The sequence below is a fragment of the Acinetobacter johnsonii ANC 3681 genome, from assembly GCF_000368805.1.
Taxonomy (GTDB): domain Bacteria; phylum Pseudomonadota; class Gammaproteobacteria; order Pseudomonadales; family Moraxellaceae; genus Acinetobacter; species Acinetobacter johnsonii.
On the sequence record NZ_KB849705.1, the window covers coordinates 512,174 to 535,511 of the forward strand.

At 42.1% G+C, this 23,338-nt stretch carries 23 protein-coding genes and 1 tRNA gene; all 24 read right to left on the bottom strand.

The annotated features are described in order from the left end of the window. Positions 1–41 precede the first annotated feature (41 nt). Positions 42–3,653 carry a hypothetical protein gene (locus F946_RS06635; protein ID WP_004980434.1) on the bottom strand — a complete coding sequence of 1,204 codons (3,612 nt, stop codon included), beginning with the start codon at positions 3,651–3,653 and terminating at the stop codon, positions 42–44. After that, the gene (locus F946_RS06640; RefSeq protein ID WP_004980436.1) at positions 3,643–4,059 is read right to left on the bottom strand and encodes a hypothetical protein; all 417 of its coding nucleotides are present in this window, start codon (positions 4,057–4,059) and stop codon (positions 3,643–3,645) included. Before F946_RS06640 ends, F946_RS06635 begins: the two co-directional genes overlap by 11 nt. Further along, on the bottom strand, positions 4,059–7,325 hold the full coding sequence (locus tag F946_RS06645; RefSeq protein ID WP_004980438.1) for a tape measure protein: 3,267 nt from the start codon (positions 7,323–7,325) through the stop codon (positions 4,059–4,061). Before F946_RS06645 ends, F946_RS06640 begins: the two co-directional genes overlap by 1 nt. A 64-nt stretch (positions 7,326–7,389) precedes the next feature. Continuing rightward, the gene (locus F946_RS06650) at positions 7,390–7,665 is read right to left on the bottom strand and encodes a hypothetical protein (protein WP_004980440.1); all 276 of its coding nucleotides are present in this window, start codon (positions 7,663–7,665) and stop codon (positions 7,390–7,392) included. A 26-nt stretch (positions 7,666–7,691) separates the two neighbouring features. After that, a complete protein-coding gene (locus F946_RS06655; RefSeq protein WP_004980444.1) occupies positions 7,692–8,189 on the bottom strand; it encodes a hypothetical protein in 498 nt (165 codons plus the stop codon). 7 nt (positions 8,190–8,196) lie between these two features. Beyond that, positions 8,197–8,481 (bottom strand): DUF2845 domain-containing protein, encoded by a 285-nt coding sequence (locus F946_RS06660; protein ID WP_004980445.1) that lies wholly within the window; start codon positions 8,479–8,481, stop codon positions 8,197–8,199. 60 nt (positions 8,482–8,541) lie between these two features. After that, the gene (locus F946_RS06665) at positions 8,542–9,126 is read right to left on the bottom strand and encodes a hypothetical protein (RefSeq protein ID WP_004980448.1); all 585 of its coding nucleotides are present in this window, start codon (positions 9,124–9,126) and stop codon (positions 8,542–8,544) included. A 69-nt stretch (positions 9,127–9,195) separates the two neighbouring features. Beyond that, positions 9,196–9,939: a phage tail tube protein gene (locus F946_RS06670; RefSeq protein WP_004980451.1), complete on the bottom strand. Its 744-nt coding sequence runs from the start codon at positions 9,937–9,939 to the stop codon at positions 9,196–9,198. Then, positions 9,929–10,114 (bottom strand): hypothetical protein, encoded by a 186-nt coding sequence (locus tag F946_RS06675; RefSeq protein WP_004980453.1) that lies wholly within the window; start codon positions 10,112–10,114, stop codon positions 9,929–9,931. The genes F946_RS06670 and F946_RS06675 overlap by 11 nt, the downstream gene beginning before the upstream one ends. Before the next feature lie 9 nt (positions 10,115–10,123). Then, entirely contained in the window at positions 10,124–10,555 is a 432-nt protein-coding gene (locus F946_RS06680; protein ID WP_004980455.1) for a phage tail terminator protein, read from the bottom strand. Next, positions 10,548–11,096 carry a phage virion morphogenesis protein gene (locus F946_RS06685; protein WP_004980456.1) on the bottom strand — a complete coding sequence of 183 codons (549 nt, stop codon included), beginning with the start codon at positions 11,094–11,096 and terminating at the stop codon, positions 10,548–10,550. Before F946_RS06685 ends, F946_RS06680 begins: the two co-directional genes overlap by 8 nt. A 7-nt stretch (positions 11,097–11,103) precedes the next feature. Continuing rightward, complete coding sequence (locus tag F946_RS06690) at positions 11,104–11,532, bottom strand: gp436 family protein (RefSeq protein ID WP_004980458.1); 429 nt, start codon at positions 11,530–11,532, stop codon at positions 11,104–11,106. Between the two features lie 8 nt (positions 11,533–11,540). Further along, positions 11,541–11,897: a hypothetical protein gene (locus F946_RS06695; RefSeq protein ID WP_004980460.1), complete on the bottom strand. Its 357-nt coding sequence runs from the start codon at positions 11,895–11,897 to the stop codon at positions 11,541–11,543. Positions 11,898–11,907: 10 nt separating this feature from the next. After that, the gene (locus tag F946_RS06700) at positions 11,908–12,984 is read right to left on the bottom strand and encodes a major capsid protein (protein WP_004980462.1); all 1,077 of its coding nucleotides are present in this window, start codon (positions 12,982–12,984) and stop codon (positions 11,908–11,910) included. Between the two features lie 12 nt (positions 12,985–12,996). Next, positions 12,997–13,374 (bottom strand): hypothetical protein, encoded by a 378-nt coding sequence (locus tag F946_RS06705; protein ID WP_004980464.1) that lies wholly within the window; start codon positions 13,372–13,374, stop codon positions 12,997–12,999. A gap of 3 nt (positions 13,375–13,377) precedes the next feature. Beyond that, on the bottom strand, positions 13,378–14,340 hold the full coding sequence (locus tag F946_RS06710) for a hypothetical protein (RefSeq protein WP_004980466.1): 963 nt from the start codon (positions 14,338–14,340) through the stop codon (positions 13,378–13,380). Between the two features lie 73 nt (positions 14,341–14,413). Continuing rightward, the gene (locus F946_RS06715) at positions 14,414–15,310 is read right to left on the bottom strand and encodes a hypothetical protein (protein ID WP_004980467.1); all 897 of its coding nucleotides are present in this window, start codon (positions 15,308–15,310) and stop codon (positions 14,414–14,416) included. 90 nt (positions 15,311–15,400) lie between these two features. Beyond that, entirely contained in the window at positions 15,401–16,603 is a 1,203-nt protein-coding gene (locus F946_RS06720; protein WP_004980469.1) for a phage head morphogenesis protein, read from the bottom strand. A 3-nt stretch (positions 16,604–16,606) separates the two neighbouring features. Continuing rightward, positions 16,607–18,094, bottom strand: a complete 1,488-nt coding sequence (locus F946_RS06725) for a phage portal protein family protein (protein ID WP_004980471.1) — start codon at positions 18,092–18,094, stop codon at positions 16,607–16,609. 8 nt (positions 18,095–18,102) lie between these two features. Next, positions 18,103–19,665 (bottom strand): phage terminase large subunit, encoded by a 1,563-nt coding sequence (gene terL, locus F946_RS06730; RefSeq protein ID WP_004980472.1) that lies wholly within the window; start codon positions 19,663–19,665, stop codon positions 18,103–18,105. Next, on the bottom strand, positions 19,643–20,125 hold the full coding sequence (locus tag F946_RS06735) for a DUF2280 domain-containing protein (protein ID WP_004980473.1): 483 nt from the start codon (positions 20,123–20,125) through the stop codon (positions 19,643–19,645). The genes terL and F946_RS06735 overlap by 23 nt, the downstream gene beginning before the upstream one ends. Positions 20,126–20,171: 46 nt before the next feature. Then, positions 20,172–20,801 (bottom strand): putative metallopeptidase, encoded by a 630-nt coding sequence (locus tag F946_RS06740; protein ID WP_004980477.1) that lies wholly within the window; start codon positions 20,799–20,801, stop codon positions 20,172–20,174. Between the two features lie 366 nt (positions 20,802–21,167). Then, positions 21,168–21,494 carry a hypothetical protein gene (locus tag F946_RS06745; RefSeq protein WP_004980483.1) on the bottom strand — a complete coding sequence of 109 codons (327 nt, stop codon included), beginning with the start codon at positions 21,492–21,494 and terminating at the stop codon, positions 21,168–21,170. A 1,519-nt stretch (positions 21,495–23,013) separates the two neighbouring features. Next, positions 23,014–23,090, bottom strand: a tRNA-Met gene (locus F946_RS06750). Positions 23,091–23,338: the final 248 nt, after the last annotated feature.

Consider the following 23,338-nt stretch of genomic DNA (forward strand, 5'->3'; position numbering starts at 1 on the left):
CATAAAAAAGACCGCCGAAGCGATCATATTTGAATTAAAAGTTAGGCCACCCGGTCAATATCACCGCGTAGCATAATTTGGAATGAGTCAGACAACACAGTAGGTTCTGACTGCTTCACAGTACGAATCACCCAGATTGGATGATTGGCTGCAACGGTATTGAAACGCAGTACGTTGCCAGATGCCCAACCATTGCCCCAGCCTTCTTTTTTAATGCTGAAGTAAGGCGCATTGGTCACTGGATTGATTGGAGCGCAGTCTTCAGTCGTGACCCCTGTTCCGATCTGGCCAGAAGTTTCACCAATGATTCGGAATGAAGTATTACCTGTAAATACAATTGCCCAGCGTTCCTGAATATTGCCTTTGTTGGTAACGGCAATCTGATACAGTGTGTCGTTGTAATTGGCTGAGATCGCTGCCCCAGTGGCCTCATCTTTCCAAAGGTTATCCCATGTCGACTGTACAAACTTACGTGTATAGCGAGCTCGCATATCACCAATCACCAGTGCTGAACCGACAATGGTATGAGCAGGATCATAGTTATGCGTCAGTGGCTTAGTGAAAGTCACTTGGCCATTGATTTTTACATCACGGACTAAACCCATATCTTGATAACGATACTTGGCTGTCAGTGGTCCTGTGAGATTACCCAAAGCAAAATCACCGTTTAAAGTCACTTTGCCGTAGTCATAGTCCACTGTGTACAGATCAAATGGAATTTTAATGCCATCGGCATCTTCAAGTTCACACCAGGAGATCCGTGCATCACCCAATGGATAGGTTTGACCAGCAATATAATCGGGCAGTTCCTGCGATTTACTTGCACTCACAACCCCAATCTCTCCCGAACGAAAAATAGGAACTCGACCATCAATCGGTAAACGTACCGCAGATAAACCCAGCAACTCAGCATCAATCGGGATATAGCTATAACCGACTGCGCTGTATTTGATGGTTTCAGGCAAGACCATAATCGGCTTGTGAATCCACTGCTTGCCATCCTTGGTATATTCCAGCTCAGCCACATACCAGTCCTGCGCCATAATTTCAGCACGGTTGGCAGAAGTCACTTCAATCTTTTGACGAAAAACAAACTGGCCATAGCCTTGGTCAAAGTTAAAGAAACCATCACACTCTGCTGTATCAATGGTACCTGAGCCATCAGGGGTGATATTCAATACCCCGCCTTCTACTTTGGTTGCGGACAAAGTCAAAGACTGTGCTCGAATTGGAATCATCGGTGCACGGTATGACACTTGGTTGGTCTGCACACTTTCCAGTTGCGTCACCAAGGTCTCTAAGGTCGGATTATTTGCCCCACCTACATCCCAAGCGGATAGCTCTACTGCCCCATTCCCATAGTGAATCTGACCCGCTACCGTTCCTGCACCCGTGGTCACCGATGGATTACGGTAAAGCGATCCAAGTTTATCGACATAGGTTGAATCAGCCAGTGTAAAGCGAACCGAACCTGCAAGAATCTGCTCTGCAAAGCCTTCGGTTAAATCCGTTTTTAGCATAGAACCAATGAGGGTATCCGACCATGATTGAGCTGCTGAACTATCACGATACGAGACACTCACTGTCACCGCAGTCGCCACTTCATTCAGGCTTAAAGTATGGGTCTCACTGGTATTTTCATACTTAATGGTCATCCCCAGCATGCCTGCCGCAATTGCCTCCTGAGACGTATTATGCGTTCCATAGTAAGGGCGCATAATCTTCTCGCGTTCGATCGCTTCAAGTGTGGTGCTTGGGGTGATATTCATTGTGCGAGACACATAGTTGATCGTGCCTTGTTGCTGACCTGCACCATTGATTAAACGCCCTGTAGTGGCATCAGTCGGCATATCACGCAGCTCAACCTCACCTAAGTAGTTCATGTATTTGACGGGTACACGTACTTTTACAGACTTAGGAATGAGTGCCGCAGAACCATTGTCCAATTCAATCGAAATAGTGCCGCTGGTCGGTACCGCAGTCACTTGAATTGAAGACTTGGATCCTTTCTGGCCTGATACATTGAATGTGGTACCGCCATTGGGTAATAAGGTCGGCATCAGCTTGGCCACACCATCCGCATAATCAATCGTCCCTGTGGCATCCCCTGTAAATTGCCCTTGGCCATTATCGCTTGCTGTCTTGGTAACCCCATTTAATAACCAGTCAACGGTTAAGGTACCTGCCACAATCGAATCATTTACAGGGATTTCGACATAGGCTTGATTGATGGTTAATCCTGAACGCTCCTGAGCCGTGATCATATTGCTCCATGTCAGCAGGATTGCACTGCCGACATCGGCAAGTTCACCTGTCGTGAGTGCCATGGTACCTGTATCGTAATCAATACTGCCTGAGCCAAAGGATGAATCAGCACCGCGTAATTGCCCTGCACCATTGTCTCGAAGCGTATAGACCTGATTCTGAACCAGGTACGACACTTGCAAACTACCCGGTGATGGCAACGGGACCAAATTACGGATCCAGTTAAAACCGATGTTCTCTTGATTGACATAGATCAGTTCAGATTCAACTGGTGCTGTTACGGCTGCTGCAGGCATAAAGTTAATCGTGAGGTTGGTGGTACCCGTCCCCGCGCTTGCATTCCACACAATCGAGCCGTTTTGATAGTTGATGGTGCCAATGGATGTACCGGCGGCATTTTTAAGTTCACCGCCGACGTCTGTAATCGCTGAACCAAACAAAGTGAACTCTACGGATTTCGGCATGACGGATGAGCCGAGATATAAGCTCGACACAGTATTGATCGTGACATTGCTGAAAGTCTTGCTCAGCACTCCATTCTTGGCTTTCACCAAGGCCACAGAATCACCTGCAGCATTGATATTCACCATAGGGGTTTCAGTCTGCGCTGAGGGAACCAACTGCGTATAGACATCCTCTGCAACCACCGAATAGTCACCGACTTGTGCAGCTTCTTTTAAATTCGCACTGGAGTAATATTTACCTGTATCCGCCACAATGGTGTCACGGATGATGGTGGTACTCTTTTCACCGCTATACCATTGCTTTGCAGATAACCCCACAAAATCAGCTTTTAATGCATCACTGAGGCCATAAGTGGCAATCTTATATTCCACTTGTTTGCCGTCGACCATCACATAAGCCGTGCGAGTCGATACTTCAGTAATCCGTAGGTATTGCTCAATTTCTAAAGTTTTGCCCTCATTTGAGATCAATACAATCGATTTGCCGATCGATGACTCTGCCTCTTGAGGAAACATGGCCACTTGTAGAGACTTCATGCCTTTCCAATGCGTGTCCAAAGGTGTGCCAGCAATCTGTGCGCCTTTGGCATTATAGTTTTCAATGCGGTTCTGCGCTTCTTTACGTTCATCCGTCCAACTGTCAGTACTGAATAACACGGCGGAGACATTGGGATCTTGCGCATTCTGAGAGATAAATACTGTCGCCCCCATCAAAGCATCGGTATCGGCTGTATCGACTGCGGCATAAATCTTTTGGATTGATGTACGACCTGTGGTGCGATCCATCTCAGAAATATCATTGAACAGGTTGTTGCTTTGACCGTCGACAATTTCACGGCCTGAGTATTTACCCCCACCATCATCAGCATCTGTACGAATGCGCTGTGACTCAAGGAGCTTTAAATTATGAGTTTCAATTGTCATCGCTTACCTCTGTAAAACGCATGGTGACCACGTAGTAGTCATCCTCGGAAACGGTTGGAAATTCCTTAACAGGCTTAGCTTCAATCGCACCCGCTTCATGATTGAAAATCACATTAAAGCGGCGCTGATCATGGAGGTATTCAAATTCAATCGTGAATTGCTCACCTAATGCTGACCATTCCAAAATGGTCCGTAAATGCTTTCGCTTAATCCAGCCTTGGCCAGTTGAAGGTGGAACTAAAGTGATTGGTCGACCTGAAAGCTTTTTGCCTTCTTGAATAATCAAAGCACCACTAATTGAACGCTCTTGCTTTTGCTCAACAGGTTTCCAATCAAATTCATCCGACCATAAAAAACCGTCCTCTAATGGGACGGTTTCTGATGTCAGTTTTCGTATAAGTTTCATTACATGCTCCGTTTAAGCATCTCAAATTCACGAAGTATGTCTTCCATACCATCCACCGCTTCTGGCGTACCCTGTAGTTCAGCTGACTTGCCTCCAGATTGAATCTCCAGAATTTTCTTTTCAGTTGGCTGCATAGTTTCAACCCCCTCTATATCAAATGAGCTTGCAATCATTGGAGCCTCGGGGGCAACAGGGATTTGCTGAGCCAATTGACTACTACCAGACAATAACGATCCAACACCACCACCTGAACCACGTGCTTGTGATTTGGCATTCAATGTATCAGTACGCGCTTTCATCTTGGCCTTGAAGTCATCCCAATGATCGTTGGTGGCTTGTTGTTCAGCACTTACTTCAGGCTGAGATGATGATGTTACTGAGCTTTGACCTACCTGACTCACAGTACGCTGAGTAGCAACAGCGGCTTGCTGGATCTCACCAAGTTTAGAAACAGTGGCTTTGCCAGTAGCATCCAGTTGGACTTGTAGACCAAGACTTGCTGCTTTTGCCTGAGCAACAGCAATTTTGGCCTTATCACCAGTTGCAATGGTTGAATCCAGCATCAGCTTGTACGCTTGCTGAATACCATCTGCGGTCGCTTGGCCGCTTTTGCTAATCACATCAAAATTAGCCTGTGCAGATTGTGCAGCTGAATCTAACTGTTCTTGAGTTTTAACACCCATGGCATTAAAAGCAGCTTGTGCCGGGTTTAGGATCTCAGGTAACTGTGCCACTTTTTGTTCGATCTTACTTAAACCTAAAGCAACCTGTTCCCCTGCAATCAATCCCTGCTTACCGAACTCAATCAGCGCACTTTTAGCGTAATCAATCTCAGCTCTGGTTTGGGCTGAGTCAATAGCCTTATTGAGATTTGCACTTAAAGCTAAACCAGTATCAATCCCTTGGGCTTTGTAGGCTTCAAGATTACCAATAATGAATTGGATGTCATTATTGGCAGACTGGAATGTGCTTGAAAATGCACCTTTAAGTTGCTGGGTCTCTAAGCCAGTTCGACCAAGTGCAGCTTTCATTACCGCTTCTGTGATTGCGGCAGATTTAGCGGCCTCTTGTGCAGTACCAGCAAAGGCAGCTTTGGCATTGGTTTGGAAGACAATAAGATCCTTACCACTCAATGCCTTTGCTAACTCAGCCTGCATCTGTTCAGCAGTAATTTTCCCTTGTTCTCGAAGAAGGTTAAGAGTCGTTACAGCATCATTGATTCCCTTGGTTGAATCAAATGACATCGCTTTAGCAACTTTTTCAAGCACTTCCTTGGCCAAGCTACCTTTTTTAACTACCTCATCAAACTCTACTACAAGTTTTTTAGACTCTGTTGTGAGTTGGTATGTTTTATCGCGTGCCTTTTCAGCTGCTGCAGCTATTTCAGCCTTTGACTCAGCGACTACTTTTGCTCGAGCAGCCTCAAGGGCCTCTTGTGCTGCAAGATCCTCGAATGCCTTTCCATATCCTCTTAGCTTCGCAACTCCCTCTCCAGCCCAAGTACCAATTGGCATAAACACTGTTGGAATTAACACTCCTACAGCTGTTACAGCAACACCTAGCGCACCTAATCGACTAATTAAAGTCATTACAGATCCGCTGGCAGCTGTTGCTGTTGTAGCTGCCACGGTTGTATTTGTAGCTAATTGGGTTTTAGCGGTAGCTGCAGAACGTGTAGCAGCAGCATTTGCTAGTTGAGCTTGTGTGTTAGCAACCACAGACGCTGTTTCATGAGTAATCGCAACTTGTGCTGCTTTTACTCCTGCGGCCTTATCAAGAAATACGTTGGCAATATTTAATGCTTTGTAGGCTATAAATGCTTGAGCAGCCAGAGTGAGTATTGAGACAATTTGATCGAGGTTTTCTGATACAAACTTAATTGCATTTGCAACTCTTTCACTTGCGCCTGTTGCCGCATCCGCCTCACCTATATACAAGGTCCATGCATTTTTTAGGTTTACTATCGCTTGCCCGATCGTAATGGGCATTTTACCGAATTCTTCATTCAGTGCTTTTGATTGGCTTTCAAGTGCTTTGACAAGTACATCAGATGTAAGTTTACCCTCGTTTGCCATGGCACGTAGCTTACCAATATTCACACCTAAGCCATCAGCAAGAGCTCTCGCCAAACGTGGCGCTTGCTCCATCACACTATTAAATTCCTCACCACGAAGAACACCAGACTGCAAAGCTTGGTTAAATTGATAAATAGCTGCCTCATTTGATGCTGCAAGGCCACCACCAACAATCAGCGATTTATTAACTAAATCCGTTATTCCTAAAGCTCGTTCCTGCGAATAACCCAGCTGATCGGTTGCACTTTTAACCCGCGTAAATAACTCTGCAGTAGCAGTAAGATTGGAGCGAGTTTCAATTGCAATATTTTTTACACCCTCAAAAGCTTCTGCGAAGTTCCCACTTTTAGAGGTTGCAAGATCAATCCTTGCTTCTAAAACCTTAAATTCATCAGCAGTTCGGCCAATATCCATTAAGGACATGCCAATTCCAAGTGTAGCCATTGTGCTGGTTAGTGCTGTATAACCAGTTTTTAAGCCTTGAATCTCTCCACTAATCTGCTTAACAAGCGCTTCATTTTTTTGGAGTTCCGCATTTGTTTTACCTAATTCAGCATCCAGCTTGCTTAATTCAGGGGTAACGAGACTTAGTTCTGATTTGAATGTGTTAAATGCCTGATCAGCTTGCTTGACCTCTCTTTCTAACGAGTCAATCTGTTGCTGAGCAATTCGAATATCTTCGGGCGTGGCTTTGGTCTTTGAAAATTCTTCAAGTTTAGTTTTTGCAGTAGCTAGGTTTGCTTTAAGAAGATTTAATGATCGTACGGAGTCGACACCAAACTTCTCAAAACTATTTGAAGCACCTACAACACTAGTACCAGTACTTTTAATAATTTCAGTTGTTTCATTAAGCGATTTAATTAAAGTTGCAGCGCGTTCAGTGGCATTTTTAGGAATGATGTTTCCAATTTCTGAACCAGTGTTTTTGGCAGTATTTGCTACATCCTGTAGTTCGCTACCAAGTTCACCCAACTCACCTTTTACTTGTTCAGCTTTTTTTGGCAAGTCGGTTGGTATGATTTTACTAATCTCTTTTGCGGTTTCAGCGCTTGTTTGCTTTAATCGTTCAGCTTCACTTCCAATGGTTTCAAATAGTTTTTTGCTAACATCTTTGGATTGTTTAGCTGCGGCAACAAGGCCTTTGCTATCGCCATCCATGATTAATTTGAAAGTTAAATTTTTACCAGACATGGCGACCTCAAATTTTAGGCATTAAAAAACCCACCAATTGGTGGGTTTGAAGTGCTTATTTAAATCATTTTTGAATTATTCGATTCACAACATAAAATCGCTTGCCATTTTTACAATCAACAAATGAGGCAATTTGGTCTGGATAATTACTTTTAGTATTTGAATGTCCAACATACTCAACTAAATCACACTCAGGGAGTTTCGAAACAAGCTCGGCTGAATCTCGATCGTGTTTTTGTATTTCAATTAGACCTTGTGCACCAACCTGCTTAAATAACTTCGGATATGCCTCAGGCGTATAACTCTCGATCGCATTCACATCAATTTTAGGATTGTTCATTAACTTTACCTCGATAAAAAAGCACTCTAAGGTGCTTTATAGTTTCCATCTTTAGAGCCTTTGCAATCTGCTTGAACTTTATCCAAAACCAACTCACCGCTACTTGTAATAGGGTGTTGTTTAATTGATTGATAATATTTTATTCCTCGCATCATACAGCTACCTTCATATTCCCGTTGTGTTAGCTGCGGTGGCGGTGCATTCCTATTCGTATAAGCATTAATAGCAACATCTACTAAAGCGTACAAAACCATTACAACAATACCACCAATAATACCCAACACACCAAGGACTATTAAATCCCCTACATCTGAAGGTTTACTGGTTGCACAAGCGCGAGATGGTGCAACTAAATCACTGCCACAATTCTCGCAAACACCCACTCCAGTTCTGCGCCAGATCTCGTAAACAATAGCCGGCAAGAGAAAGAAGAATGCTAAAACTAACGTGATTAGAAAATTACCACGATTTTTCGACCATCCTACATGACCACAGTTATTACAGCTAATACATTTATTTGCCATCTGACTCTCAACGACGTTCCCAAGTAATTTTAGATACGCGACCTTCACGAACGGTTACGGTATATATCTCGTTTCCAACTTCATAAATGTAATCTGTCACTGAGATCGTAGTATTGTTGCCAGTATCAACTGTATAAGATTGTTGGTGAATAGGCTTTCCTGCTTTAATTACCAATGAGCCAACAGAATCGCCAACTTGAACAATGTCACCACCTACACGGAAACTGCGAGTTTCAGCAGCTATGACCGAAAATGATGTGACTAATAACAAGCCAGCCAGTAATTTTTTCATTATTTATCCAAGTTTATAAAGCATTTGGAGATAATAACGTGATCAATTTCACATCACAACTCAATCGTCATTTGACTTTAGCTCGTCGGCCAATTTGGCATAAGCTTTATCTTTGGCATGTTGAGCAGCACGCATTAGGTTTGTGTTAGTGAGTAAGCTTTGCGATCGTTGTTTCTGAGCTGCCCCCAAATAACCAATGAAAGCCCCGTAACTCATCTGCATGATATCGTCGCTACGATGGCCCGCTTTTGTTAGGTATTGAAAAGTCTCAAACCAGCTAGGCTGTTTTGGTTGTTTAGTATTTCGTGAACGCTTGTGTTTTTTCTTCGGCTTGGGTTCGCTAAAGAAAGCTTCATTCACTTTTATCGCAGCATCAAGTAATAAGATGTTGAGCTTGCTCTCTTGCTTAAATAAATCAACAGCCTGCTCACTACTACATTTTAGAGAATAAGCGATCAACTGTGTCGATTCAAAAGGATGTTCATCAAAGATCTTTTGTGCAGTCTCATCTGGGTGGTTATCCAAAAAGTCTTTAATAACTCGTCCCACACTCTGCCACTCATCAAAGTTGTGCATTTGCAGTTGGTGCACCGATAACTCACCAACGCTGACAGATCGGTTTGAAGCCACAAAGAATTCATTCATGATGGAATCTCAAAAAATAGGCACAAAAAAAGACGCTAATGCGCCTAAGGTTCTTTGTGCCTAATGGGTTTATGCTGCTACAGAGAAGCGCTCAATGTGACCAAAAATACTTAATTCAGCATCATTCGCTTTAGTGATATCTGCAAGACATTCACCTTCAAAGCTATAACTCGCAAAGTCTTCATGAATTAGGTCAAATTCCGTTTCAGGAGATAATTCTAGGCGCCATAGTGTCACTGCAACTTTATCGCCCTGGTATGTATCGACCCCCTTGAAGAAGAAACGATATTCTTCGCCTAGATTGGTGGCAATCGTTGTGCGTGTAATAGCTCCAGCTTTGCCAGACCACTTCACATCAGTAATAGGTTCATTAAAGATGACCGTTCCAAACACGGCATCTAAAGTATATTTATCTGCAGTAATTGCCGCATCCGCAGGGCCTTTAAAAGCCACATCGGACAAGTTTCGAGTCCCTAGATCAATCATTTCACCAGCTTTAACTGCGCCTAATGTTATTTCAGGAATTGTTGCTTCTGGGATTTCTAGTGTTTTACCGCTAAGTACCATTGCCAGATTTTCTTTGGTGACCTCTTCCAAAGTTCCGCTAACCGATACACCAGTTTGCTTACGCAGCACTGCATCCTTTGCACGCAGACCTGTTTTTGATTCAAAGTGATCTGTTGATTCAGAGGTGATCTGAAGCTGGAGCTCTGGCGTGTTTCCAATTGATAATAGTGCAGCAGGCTGGCCATTAATCATTTTTGCTAAAAACAACTCACCTTGGAGTGAGATTAAATCTGGTTTATTCGCCATCGGTTTTCACCTCTTCTTTTTTGGCTAGTACAGGCTTCTGTTTTGAGGCAGGCTCAGTCAACTCAATTACACCGCGCTGTAATAAATCTTGAACCTGAGCATCGTTTAAACCACCGACGATATCCCCAGTACGAAAACGCCCGACAGATTGCCGGGCTTTGTATTGTTTTTGCATGAAAAATTCCTAAACAAACATTTTTGATTCAAACACCAATGTAATGTAGACACACGTTGGTGAATAGTCCTCTTCTACCGCCACCATTTCTAAAGGGCGCTTACTGGATGCAGGTTGCCAGCCTGATAAAAGTTTTAAAGCTTTAATCGTCAGCAAACCCACTCGATCCAGTACTGCAGACCCATCACTGAGTTGTGATGCTGCATGACGTTCGCAAATCGTAACCTCCCACTGCTGAGTAAGCATATTTACTGACGATCGCACAGCTTCATCAGATTTACGAATGCGGCGGTAATAGATTTGGGCGTTTGGTGTAACCTGAGAAAGTTCCGTAATTTTTGCAGAGTTGGCTGGTGTGTAAATCTTTTTAAAATCTGCAATTTCAGTTAGCTTTTCCGCTATCTCACCACGTACAGCAAAGAAGTTATCTTCATTACTCATCTGTCAAATGCTCCACAATTAAATCCAATACTTCCTGCTCATCTGTTTCAGTCAATCCCAAGAATGGACGACGAGGCATGTTTACTTTGTACGCTTTCCCTTGGGTTTCCTGCATGAAGTTAGATCGAGCCTTGCGTACAAATTTATTACCCACCAAACCTGTACGCAGATCCTGCCGAAAGTAGGTACGACGCATGCGTGCTTCATACTTAATTTCGCCACCGAAGTGGTGAATAGCCGCGTACTCAACATCCGTTCCAATCTCCACACTATTTGGTAGTGCGTTATAGGTCATGGAGTTGATAGCTCTGGAAGTATCACGCATGGTGGTACCACCTTCACGCAAAACTCGACCTGACAAACGCCATTTACCTTCAAGCCCCTCACCATTTATCCATCGAGAGCGAATATTCGATACAACCGATTGACCTATCGCATTAAAGAGCTTCAGCTTTCCTTGATCAAAACTAGATAAGCGCTCCAGAGCTTGCATTACTGCTGATTCACCATCAGCCTCAATGATGATTCCTACTCCAGACATATCAGCCTCACTTGATGCTAGGCATCATGTTTAAGATATCGTCACCAAAAACACCGCCACGATATGTGGTACCGATTGGCATTGTGGCTGGCTTCTCTTCTGTGACTTCATTTTGAGGGTTTAGGATATTCAATGTCGCCTTACCATCAGCAACCCGTTTCAAGAAGTCAATTTCCGCCTTATAACGGTTTTCAACTTCTTCAATTGGCTGCTGAAAATAAAGCCGGTAGCGTGCAATGTTGCACGCAATCCGTTTTAACGTACTGGGCGTATTTGGCAAAGGCAGGACATATCGAACAGCGATATAGCTGTCAATTTCCTCGGATGCATCCTGTAGGGCTTCTTCAATTGAATTACCTACAGTTTGCATTGATTCCAATTGTTGAAGCTCACCTTCACCAAAACGCGCCTCTAAGTCATTTCGAGTCGCGTACATAAGTCACCTTACTTATCAGCTGACGCCACTTTCTTGGCTTCGGCCGTGGCTTTTTTTAAGGCAGCTTCAGATGTAGATAAAGCCTTTTCAAGTTCAGCAACTTTGGTTTTAAGCCCATCATTCTCCTGATCAGACTTGGCTTTCTCTTCAGTCATTAGCTTGATAGTTCCTGCTTGTTCAGCATTTTCCTTTTCAAGTTCAGCTAAACGTGCAGCAGTACCATCCGCCTTAGGTTGTTCCGGAGCTTTTTCTTCTTCAATAGCTCCAGATGCTAAAAGGGCCTGAATACGTTCTGCATTCAAGCCCTTGATTTCATCACCCGGCATAAATTGCCCGATGGATTGCTTTGCAATGTACTTAGGCATGTCTTACTCCTTAAACAATGAAACCTGTGCCGCCACATACGCCATTTTTGTTTGATGGCACTGCAAGGGGTGCTGACTCGGTCATTAAGAAAATCCCACTTGGATCTTCGTTGTACCACTGGCGATCGAAATACTTCTGTACAGCACCATTCGCCAACATGTTTTTGATTTTGCACTGAGCAATAGAACCATTGAGGTCTGAAATAGCACCGAAATAGTCATTTGGGATGAATCGCTTAACACCATCTTTTAAGCGGTATGTTGCATCAAACACCCAAAGCTCTTTATCGTCCAAATGACCTTTAAATGACGCACCTTCCTGAACATTCAAGCTAGGTTTGTATGGGACCGAAATTCCTGCATAGGGCTTAATGAAACGCTCTTTAAATTCTTCATTTGCAAATAAAGCCGCCCAAACCTTTCCTGACATCAGATAAGCCTTTGAACTCCCCCCATTAGCATCTAATAAGCGTGTTTCAATCGTTTCAATGTCTGTTACAGGCTTAGCACCCGCCTGATTCCAAGGGGTTAATGGTGTAAATGTGAGTGATGCATCTCGCTCGTAATCCACTAAGTTATATTCATAATCATCTGATTGAAGAATATACTTCCCGTTGAGTAAGAGCTCGGTCGCCATCAACAAGACTGAGTTATCAATTGCATCATGATTACGCTTCATTACCGCAATCTGAGCAATCATCATCTTTTCTTGATCAGATAATTGCTGACCACCAGTAGAAATAATGCCTGCTGAACGCAAACGCTCCATTAGTGCTTCGTCAAAAGCAGTTGCTGGCGATACCATATTTTTTGGTTTGTAATATGCAGGCTGCACAAATTCAACTTTAGCAGCACGTTTAGTATCAAAAGGCTTACCTGGTTGATGTGAGGCTACCAATGGGGCTAAATCGTGCACCGTATTGATTTCAGCAAGTGGCACTTCATCACGGTCAAATGCAGGACGATTCGGAAAGAATTTATCTAAAAGCCAAGTATCCATCGGCTTGTAATTTGTGTGAATTAAAGCAAGCTCACCAACATCAAGCAACTCGAGTGGTGCGCCATTAACTGTAAATGACTGAGGCATGTTTAAAAGTCCTTATACTTTTGAGAATTCAATGTTATTAAGAGTCGCTTTAGCACGTGCGGCATCGTACTTTGCAGTAGCTAGGTATTCACCAGAGAGTCGCACCGCTTCAATGCTAAATACGCCACCGAAGTAGATCGGCAGCTCCACACCATCAGCAGACATCTGTGTTGCTTCAGTTGCAGTCACATCACGACCACAAATAACATTCCAAATTTTTTCATCTGCAGCTAGATCGACCACATTTGCGTCGGATAAAGTTAGTAAATCCCCAGCTTTATAGGCTTTTGCTGCAGTAACTTTGGCATTTGCCCGGCGAAGCTTTTCGACATCGAGAATGAATGGGCGTGTTTCTCGGGTCACGCTCCCCAAATACGTTTTATTGCTCATCTATTAAACCCCTTTCTTCTGTGCTGCAAATGCCTTAGCCCCTGCAGAGAATTGATGTTCTTGGCCTTGCTGACCGCCTTGCCCACCCTGACCACCTGTTGCTTGGTGAGTGAACAAATGCTGAAAGTGTGATGGAACTTGTTGCTGCTGTTGACCAGTTGGTGGCTGACTGCCTGCTGAGAATTGACGAAGTTGTTTAGCTGAAAATGCAAATGCAGAGTCATCTAGCGCTTTCATTTCCGTAATATCTTCCGCACTAAACTCTTTACCAAGGTCTTTACCTAAAGCGGTAATTTCTGCTTCACGCTTTGCTGCTGCAAACTGCTTGTTTTGGGTTTCAAGCTCAGAGTTTTTAGTCTCCAGCTCTTGAATACGGGCTTGCGCCTTTTCTAATTCGGTCACGTCTGTGTCCTCTGTAGGTTGATTTGCTGTGCCAGGTTTTGCTGAGAATGCATTTACCGACGTTGTTCGATCCGCACCTGTAGAGCAGATCGTAAATTCACGGATACGGTTGTTTCGAAATACTGCGACTGGCCCTGTGAATGTCTGTCCATTTACAACCACATTCACCCCTTGCCCTACTTCTTCAACAGAGCCAGGATCAATGAACATGGACATTTGAAACGGGTAACCATCATCTGCGTCATCCACAACTTCACGTGCTTTCGCATTACGGAGAAAGTCACCAGTCACTGTGATGTTTTGATTAATACCGACTTCTTTCACCACACCGACTCGGCTTGTACTGAAGTGCTCTTCTAGTAAAGGTGTGGGGGTTGGAATCTCAATTCCTTCAAGATCGAAAACAACACCATTTCGACCCCAAAACCAGTGGCCATCAACGCGACCACCACCGTAAGCTGTGCCTTTAAAGGTTCGCTTCTTATCCCCTTCAACCTGAGGAACAATGTCCACGGCGGATAGTGAGAATAGGTACTTACCTTGTTCCTCTTTCGTACCAGGCATTTTTCATGCTCCATAAAAAAACCGCCTTTCGGCGGTGTACTTTTTTCTGTTTTAATTAAAAACTTACTTAAAACTACTCTATAAAATCTTCGATAGTGTTGTACCTTAATTCAATATTTATCAACATGATGATAAATTGAGTATCATGCTTTACATTCTCTATATCCTTTTTCAAAATTGAAAGTAATCGTTGCGTCTCATTTATTATTTTTGCATTTAACCTTTCAAGCTGAATTTCTATTTCTTGCTTTTGGCTAAGTATTATTTGAATATCTTCATTGACCCTATCATTTTGAGCCTGACCAAAAAAGAGATTAGAAACTTTTAAATTCATCTCTTGTAAATATAAAATCTTATCCCTAAAGTTTTGATCCTCCGCTCTCAGTTTCCATAAAATATGACATTCCTGTGAAAATAGTTTAGCTAAGTCACAGTATTTTTCATATAACTGATTGCACGAATTATAAATCTCAATATTAGCTACTGTTTTAGTAATATTAATATTTTCATTTAAAGTCCCTATTCGTTCTATTAGTTCAACAGAATCACCTGAATAAAACATTTTACTTGAGAAAAAACTTTGAATTTCGCCTAAATTTTTGATTAATCTCACATATTGATCATGCTTAAATTTTTGCTTTCTCTCTTTATCATTTTCCTCAGCTTGATGCTTCATCTGCCTATCAAGCATTTCATTCTGATGCTTTATCTGCTCAATAAATCCATCGGATTGATCTTTCATTTGAGCCTTAAATGTATCACTTTGATGTCTCAACTGTTTATCTAAAGCTATTTGACTATTGTTGTTAGTAAGTTTCACACCAAGCAAGGTGATTAATGCTGCTGAAATACCAGCAATCACTTCATCACCAGCCTTTATAAAATTTTTAAGAACCCATGCGAGTAACACAATTCCAGCAACACATAGTAAAAAATATAATGAATCGAAATTAACTTTACGAACTCGCATTTAAATTGTTCCTACAAACCATAATACTATTTTGGTAAATCTATCACTCAACTCCTTAGTAGTATATCTTTGAAATAATAAACAATATAATCAGTTTTTTATAACTTTAAATTTATAAACCATAACACCTGCCACCATATCCACTAAAACTACTTCAAGAGACAAACCAATCGGCATTAATACTCCTTGCCCCACATTAAGCTTCTCAAGATCAATGCCTAAACCCTTAGCATTCTCAATCTGAATCATCACATTAGACTGACCCGCTAAAAGCATAGGCACATCCAAAGTGACAACCTTACCAACCTCAAGCGAAGCACCATAAGTTAAAGTGGTTGCACCAGTAATAACGTCAGCAGTATTGGCAGATACGGCGTGAATCTTTGCCATATCGTCTTTCACCCAGCTTTTAAGCACATTCTCTGCTGGGCTAATTGATGGCTGTTTTAGGTAGCTAGTAAGCGCACCATCATTACCCTGCACATAATCCAAGAATGTCTTAATTGCACTCGGTCTAATAGTTGGATCTAAAGGAATAACTTTATTGGCCACCGTGTTGAATAGATCTCTCGATTTATCATCCATTGGGGCTAAAAGACTGGTGAGCTTTTTAGATGCAGTCCATTCGGCCTTAATCGCCTCTTTCTGCTCCAGTAGATATTCCTTATCCAGTAATGACTTAGAAATCTTCTGATCCACCAAAGTCTCAAACTCTCCGAATTGCAAAGGATGTGAACTCCAATCCAAAGCCTCGGCAACCTCAGGTAACTTATCATCTGGTGTAATGCCGTATTTAAGCGCTTGCTTCTCCGTAAGCGCGATGACAGTACAACGACAGCGAAATCCAGTGGGAGGGTAATGCGTTAGCCAAAACGGATGATCAATCGGTAATACAATTCGATTCAATGCCAAATGTGCTGGACGCACACGTGAGTCATTGATAGCCGAATACATCAGATACTGACGTTTATCTTTATTTCGTTGCTGTTGCTGCCAACGTCCATGACCATATGCGCTTTGAATATTGGTACGGAATACATTGTCTAGGTAGTGCTTGGGTAAAACGATTTCCGATTCAGCCACAAGCTTCTGAAAATCGTTAAAGGTGCCACCTGATGCTAAGGTTTTGTTGAGTGACTTAATCACCGACTCAGCTTGCTCAAGACTCGACAAAAAACTAACCGTGGTCGCCATCTGCCGTGTCTTAAGATCCATTGAGTAAAACACATCAGGTAGCACCACTTTCTTACTATGCGCATACTGTAGCGCTTCAAGAAATGTGACTGGTTGCATAAGTTACTTTCCGCCCTGTGCTGTCACATAACCCAGCACATCTCCTGCATACAAAGCCTGATCTAAATTGGCTTTGAATTGAGCCTTGGATGCCATGGGGATGAGTTGCATTAAGTTGCTTGCTAGGTCTTGAGGATCTGTCGATTCAGCCACCAGTTGCTTAATCTGATCTTGATTCAATAGCTCAAGATCATCTTGAGCATCTGTCAGTTCATCCACCTCTTGCTGTTCAGGTGACTGCTTTTGTACAGAGGCCTTAAAGCTGAATGCTTGATGAGGTAGTGCTGAGAATTGCTTAGGCAGGATTTGAGCAGGTTCAGCAATATCACCCTCCTCTAATCCATATTCACGTTGGAAGTATTGAGGGGTGAAATTCGCACCGGCATTCTTTAACTTAACGTCACGATCAGCCTTAGGGCCTTCTAGTGACTTTTCTTCACCGATAATGATTCGATGACGTTCCCATCTATTTAAATCACACAAAGCATTTAGAATTGCTTGAATGGTCGGCAGGATCATGCGGATATCAGCTTTATATTTGCTGTTTTGCACTTCCATATGTACATCGCCTAGTGCACGACTACCCGATCCATCCGTCCCACTGGTCAAGGTTTGCCCTAAGACAACCTTTTGAATCCGACGTTCTAAGTTCTTGTCGAACGTATCGTATGTCCCGCTTGCATTCCCCGAGTTGACACCTGATGCAGTCACTTCGATGGTATCCGTCGAACTTACTGCCAAAACTCGACTTGTATGAGCACGGAGTAATGCATCTCGCATGTCATCATTTTTACCGACATGTGACTTACCAACGAGCATAGGCATACCAAACTGCTCTACGAACTTGGCCCACATCTTGAAGCCATTGTTCTTAAAGAACCAAACCCAATAAAGTCGACTTAGCAAGGCTTCACCATATGGATTTTCATATGTAGGTTTGCAACGTGTTAAGAAATGCTTGAAATGCTGATTGCACTCTTCATCAAGGCGAGACTTACTGAAGTTTTGCAATAGGATCAAACGGCCGTCATTTTTAGGCTCATACCACTGCATTGGCTTTTCACCAATCCACTCAAGACCTACAAACGGTGTAATGGTATCGCCGTTCACGTGTAATGCATTCTCGTTATAAACAGCCTCTAATACTGAATACCCATACCAACGTGCATTTTGAGCTCCAATGACGATATCAGACCACCATTCTCGCAAATGATCATTTAGGATCTGAGCTGCAGTTGTATCGGCTGGCTCCAATCGCCACGGCGCTGATTCAAGCTTATCCTGCCGCTTTTCAACACACTGATAAATTTCATCGTCATACATCATGACTTTAAGGCGATGACGAGTTATTCCTGCTTTGCGCAGTACTTCATCACCATCAGGCATCTTGGTCAGATAATTAATCAGCGCCAATTCAGCTTCATGTAAAAACAATCCACCAGATTCAGGCTTACTTTCAGATTTAGATTTGTTTGGTTTCTTCTTGGCCATAAATTTACCTATGCAGCTGGTGGGCTGTAATTTGCGATCAGAACTGCCTCTTCAATGGCATCAATTAAGGTATCAACCTGGTCATCATGATCGTGTGTCATCTGTGCTGTGAAGGCTTCACACTCATCTAAAAATTCCTGTTTCCAAATGACTTCACGTGGCAACATTACAAATCGATTTTGATTCTCCGGGTAGACCTCAAAGTTGTTCTCAATATGTGGTGCAACGTCCATAAAGCGTGTGAGCTTATCTTTCTCACGCTGTACAGGAATGATTGGGATACCGCCATACTTCTGCCAACCTTGGACCAGTTGAGTACCATGCGCCTTGTCTTCAACTTTCATGTATCGAATGGGCTTGGTTCTCCAGTCATAAGCTTTATGCTTATCAATGAATTGTTTGGCCATTTCATTCATTTTTGGCGCTTCCCATTTCCCACGCAAAATATCAATGACATAGAGCTTCCTATCTACCCCCATACCCACAAGTGTGAATACAGTAAAGTCATTTTGCTCTTTGATCTTTTGGGCCGTATCAACGAAGACAGCACGCCACAATAGCTCTGGTAATTCGTGATATTCACCAAACCATTCAGCCTTGATCAGATCACCGCCGAGCTTTTTAGGCTCCTGCTGATACTGGCTGCTAAATGTGTAACGCGAAACCGTAGCACCGTCTTTGTCCTGTCCACCTTTTTCTAACTGCAGCAATGACTGCAATGATTCCTTCAGTGGCCAATAGCTTTGACGGCCCTTATCATCACGCTCAACATCTAATGGCACTTTTTTGCGAATGTGCTCAGGCAGGCGCTCGATATAATCGTCATCAATCAATGCCGGTATAGAGATTTGATGCCATTTACCAGGCACGTTGCCCGTCATCACAAAATTAGTCGGATCCTCAACGTGTAAGCGCTGCATGATCAAAATAATAGGTGTGGATGACTTGGCCTTACGTGAGTTGACCGTGTTTAAGATTTTACGATTAGCCTTGTTACGTGCCGTCTTACTAAATGCATCCTCGGGCTTAAGCGGATCGTCTAGGATGATTGCACCTGTGAACCCGTTATCAGCCAATGTGCCTGCACGGCGGCCCGTAACCTGACCACCCATCGAAGCAGAATAAACATGCCCTGCTTCATAACCATCTACAGTCGTTTTCCAACTGGCCTTAGCATCGGTATTGGTTGAGATCTTCACTGGCCATAAGCCCTGAAAATCAGCCGATTTAACGATGTTTCGTGCTGTAGATGACACATCCTCAACAAGCGATTGAGAGAATGACAAATACAAGAATCTTGAACGCTGGTTTCGTGCAATACCGCGTGGGATTAAATTGGTCAGCAGTTCGGTTTTACCTGAACCAGGAGGAACATTAATTACGAGGTTTTCAATCCGCCCAGCAATAACCTCATCAATAGCCCAAGCCATATACTCATGGTGCCAATTGACTGAGAACTTAAATCCCATACGTGGCTTAAAGAATGCACGTGTAAAAAACAGGTGTTCATCTTCACACTTCATGCGCTTTGCTTTGAGTTTTACAGGATCAATATTCACTCTCGAGTTCATTTATTGCCTGCCTTATCTGCTCATCGGTAGCGGTCACAGGAGTGACGTTTTCACTCTGCAATGGTCCACCATCAGCGCCTGTAATTTCTTTACGGTTGGTATAGAGTCCACCCACTTCTTTTGCAGCTTGCTCCAATAGATCAGGAACAATAACGGCGTTATCTTTGTAGCGATCATGGTCAATAAAGTTTTGGAGACGCCTTAAGCGATAGGCAATATTTGCAATTGGAATTGAATTAACGTTCTTATTCATATCCTCTCGGATTCGATAAAATTCCTTTTTGAATTCTTCGCTTAAATCCTGCCCAGTCTTTTTGGTTGGGTCGTATGCTTCACACTGTTGCTTCGTTACCGTAATGCCAAATTCTTCTTGGACGCCCTTAGCAGTTTCAGTGGGTGTCTCATAGGTTGCTAATGACCGAACTATATAGAGTTTCACCCGTTTATTAAGTCTTGCCATTTATCTAAATCCGTCCAAGTACGTCCAAGTAAAATGGCAAAAAAATTTAAGCCAATTTTAAAAGACAGGTACCGCAAGCGTGTGCAATTTTAGCTTTTCCAATTGTTGGCCCATCATTTGCAAGGTCTACCATCTTCTGCACATCTTCTGATGCACCATAGCGTTGAACCACACCATGAAACTCTTCTACATCATGTGGTCGTAAATAATATTTATATTCACCTGTTGAGAGACTAATTAGGTAATTCCCATCTTCGTCCCGCTTAGCACCCAAGTGATACAACTCGTGCTCGACCAATGCGCAAAACTCTGTATCACTTGCCTGTGAGGCGAACTTTGCATCAATGGTGATAATGAAATCGGGCACACAGCCGAACCAATCAATCATTTGTTTTTCTTGTCGTAACTTTCGCCAGCCACCTGCCATCGGAGCAAACTTCTCTGTTTGTCCCAATACAACTCGGTCAGCTTTGATGAATGCAGAAGACGCCCATAGAACTTTAAATAATGTGCTAGACCACGGCGATATATGAGCGTGATCAGAGTTGTAGAGCTTTCCATCACTGGAAATGAAAGTATCGATAATCCACTCTTCAAGCTCTTTTGCTGGCTCAAAATCAACATTATCTAAAGGGTCTATATTTAGAAGTCGTTCCGGTGGTTGTGGCCTTTTCATATATTGCGCCCATTAAAAAACCACCCGAAGGTGGTTTAGTTTAAAACAACATCGACATCTGCCCAAACTCATAAATAATTAATGTAAAGACAAGAGCCGAAACCGAGATTACAAGCACATCTTGTGAAGTCATACTTATCTCCCTTTATTGTTCTTTTTTTATACTCTCACAACTAGAAATATTTTCAACACTAAAAGAATACATTTCTCACAATTTACAGTGATAGATATGTAAGAAATTATACATGAACAGTTTATTTGTTAATTAATCGTAGAGACCTAGTTTTAGATTTTTAATTCGCTTTTTGAGCTTTATCATGATGCCGTCAATCGCCAGCAACTCATTACGAGTCAAGCTAGAACATCTTAAGACTCAAATTTCCTCTTGTGCCCCAAGATATCTGATTTGCACCAATATTCATCTAACTGAGTGTTAATTAAATCTTCTTCCATAGATTCGAGAACATAAAAAAGCCTTAACTCTTCATTTCTTTCTAAAATCTTAAGTCTATATTTTTCTATTTCAGCCACTCCAGGCTTGGCAATAACTTTCTGAAACCCAGCGCTAAATATTATTGGTGCAACTGGTTTTTCGTATTCACATTGCCACTCTATTTCGTCAGCAACTCCCCCTACAGCTAAAATTTCCCTAACCTTACCTGCAGCTACCCCACCAATAACCGCGATTTTCATAAAAATCTCAATATATAATGTAAAGATAGATTGATAACACATTGAAATATTTAAACAAGCATAATATTTTAACAAATATTTTCTAAGCTTCAGTTTATATCTAATGACCTACATCCCATATAATGAAACTATGGGTTATGTATATTTTAGTAATAAGAAAAAACCCCGCCAATAATGCATATGAGCGGGGTTTTATGTGCCGTAATCCGTTCGGCAAAAAGGAAATGTAAATTACTCAATAAAAAACCCGCTTACCTCTCCCAAAGTAAGCGGGTTAAATTTGCGCTTTATTACTAATTCTTTAATTCATCTTTATTTTTCACAGAATATAATCCCATTGTTTCACTATGATGAATAAATCACTCAATTTCTTAAATATCACTTAATTTCTTTCAAGCAATCACGACACACCTTGATCTCATCACCATCAACCGTGTGATCAATCTCAGTTGCACCATGAAGACCAAATAAACACATTAACAGTCGGAGCATTACTTTTCTCCATGCAAAAAAAAGCCCACCTCAGCAGTAGATTGATGTGGGCTTAAACTAAGGACCTTGGAAGGTCATTCAGAAACTACAGCTGTTTCTAGCAGCAATCATGCATACTTATTCGTGAATTTTTTGTGAAAAAATGAATTAAGAATAAATCAATATTTTATGAATTAACTTTAATTGAAATCTGGGTGGCGACATTCAATACAAACCACTAGGAATAAAGAAACTACCATACGAGCCCCGATATTGCTTACACAAAAAACATTTCTCGGAGCATTAAAAATGCTCACATTTCTGTGAGCATTTGTTGTAATTCTCGTCTTTCCGAGTGTCAATCGATTTACCTAGTTAGATGATCTATAACAACATCTAACCTAATGAAAAAATTACTCGATATTTGCTATTCAGTCAATCAATTTATTTCGTATATTTTTGATAAATATCACGTTTAATTCACAAAGGATATGATGTTTGATTGAATTATTTGCGTTTACCTAAGACATAAAAAAAGCCCACATTATGAGTGTTAATATGGGCTCCCTTATCATTTGCGCTGATTTGGGTAAATGTGTCGCTATATAACAACGGAAAAAGAATAAATTGATTTAATAAAAATGCTAATTTATTTTCATTATATGTATTTAAAATACATTTTAAGAAATTATAGCGATAGGAAAGCCCTCTCCGCGGGGCCAAACGCTACTCACAATCACATCAACCTTACATGCACGGTCAACTTCACTTGCTTTCATTCTCATTAAGGTCGGGTTGCCAAGCCCTAGCTGGAATTGCCTAAAATAACTAGGCGTTTACTCAAGGCATGTTCTGTAAGCCGGCACACTCACAGGATATAATTGCAATATTTCAGGCAACAAAAAAGCCCGACCACTTGATCGAGCTTTGATGTAACTAAATATCTGGGTGGCGGCATTAAAATTTAAACCACTACGATTAAAGTTAAGCCGCCATAAAAAAAGCCTAATCCACGGGGACTAGGCTATAAACTTTGAATCTTTTTCGTTGGTAGCGGGAGCTGGATTTGAACCAACGACCTTCGGGTTATGAGCCCGACGAGCTACCAGACTGCTCCATCCCGCATCAACGAGTTAGCTTTATACGCCCTAAGCAACCACAAAGCAAACTTTATTTGAAATATAAACACTTATAGTATTAACGAAATTCAAAATATCTAAAGCCTACCCTAAAATTGCTTCAGTTATAAATGCTGGATGAGATGCTCGATAGAGGCTCAATCTTCTCTTTTCACCCTCTAAAAACAACTTGGGTTCTTCCGACCATATTGATTTTCTCGAATCAAGCCCGGATAGACCTACTGCCCAATCAGA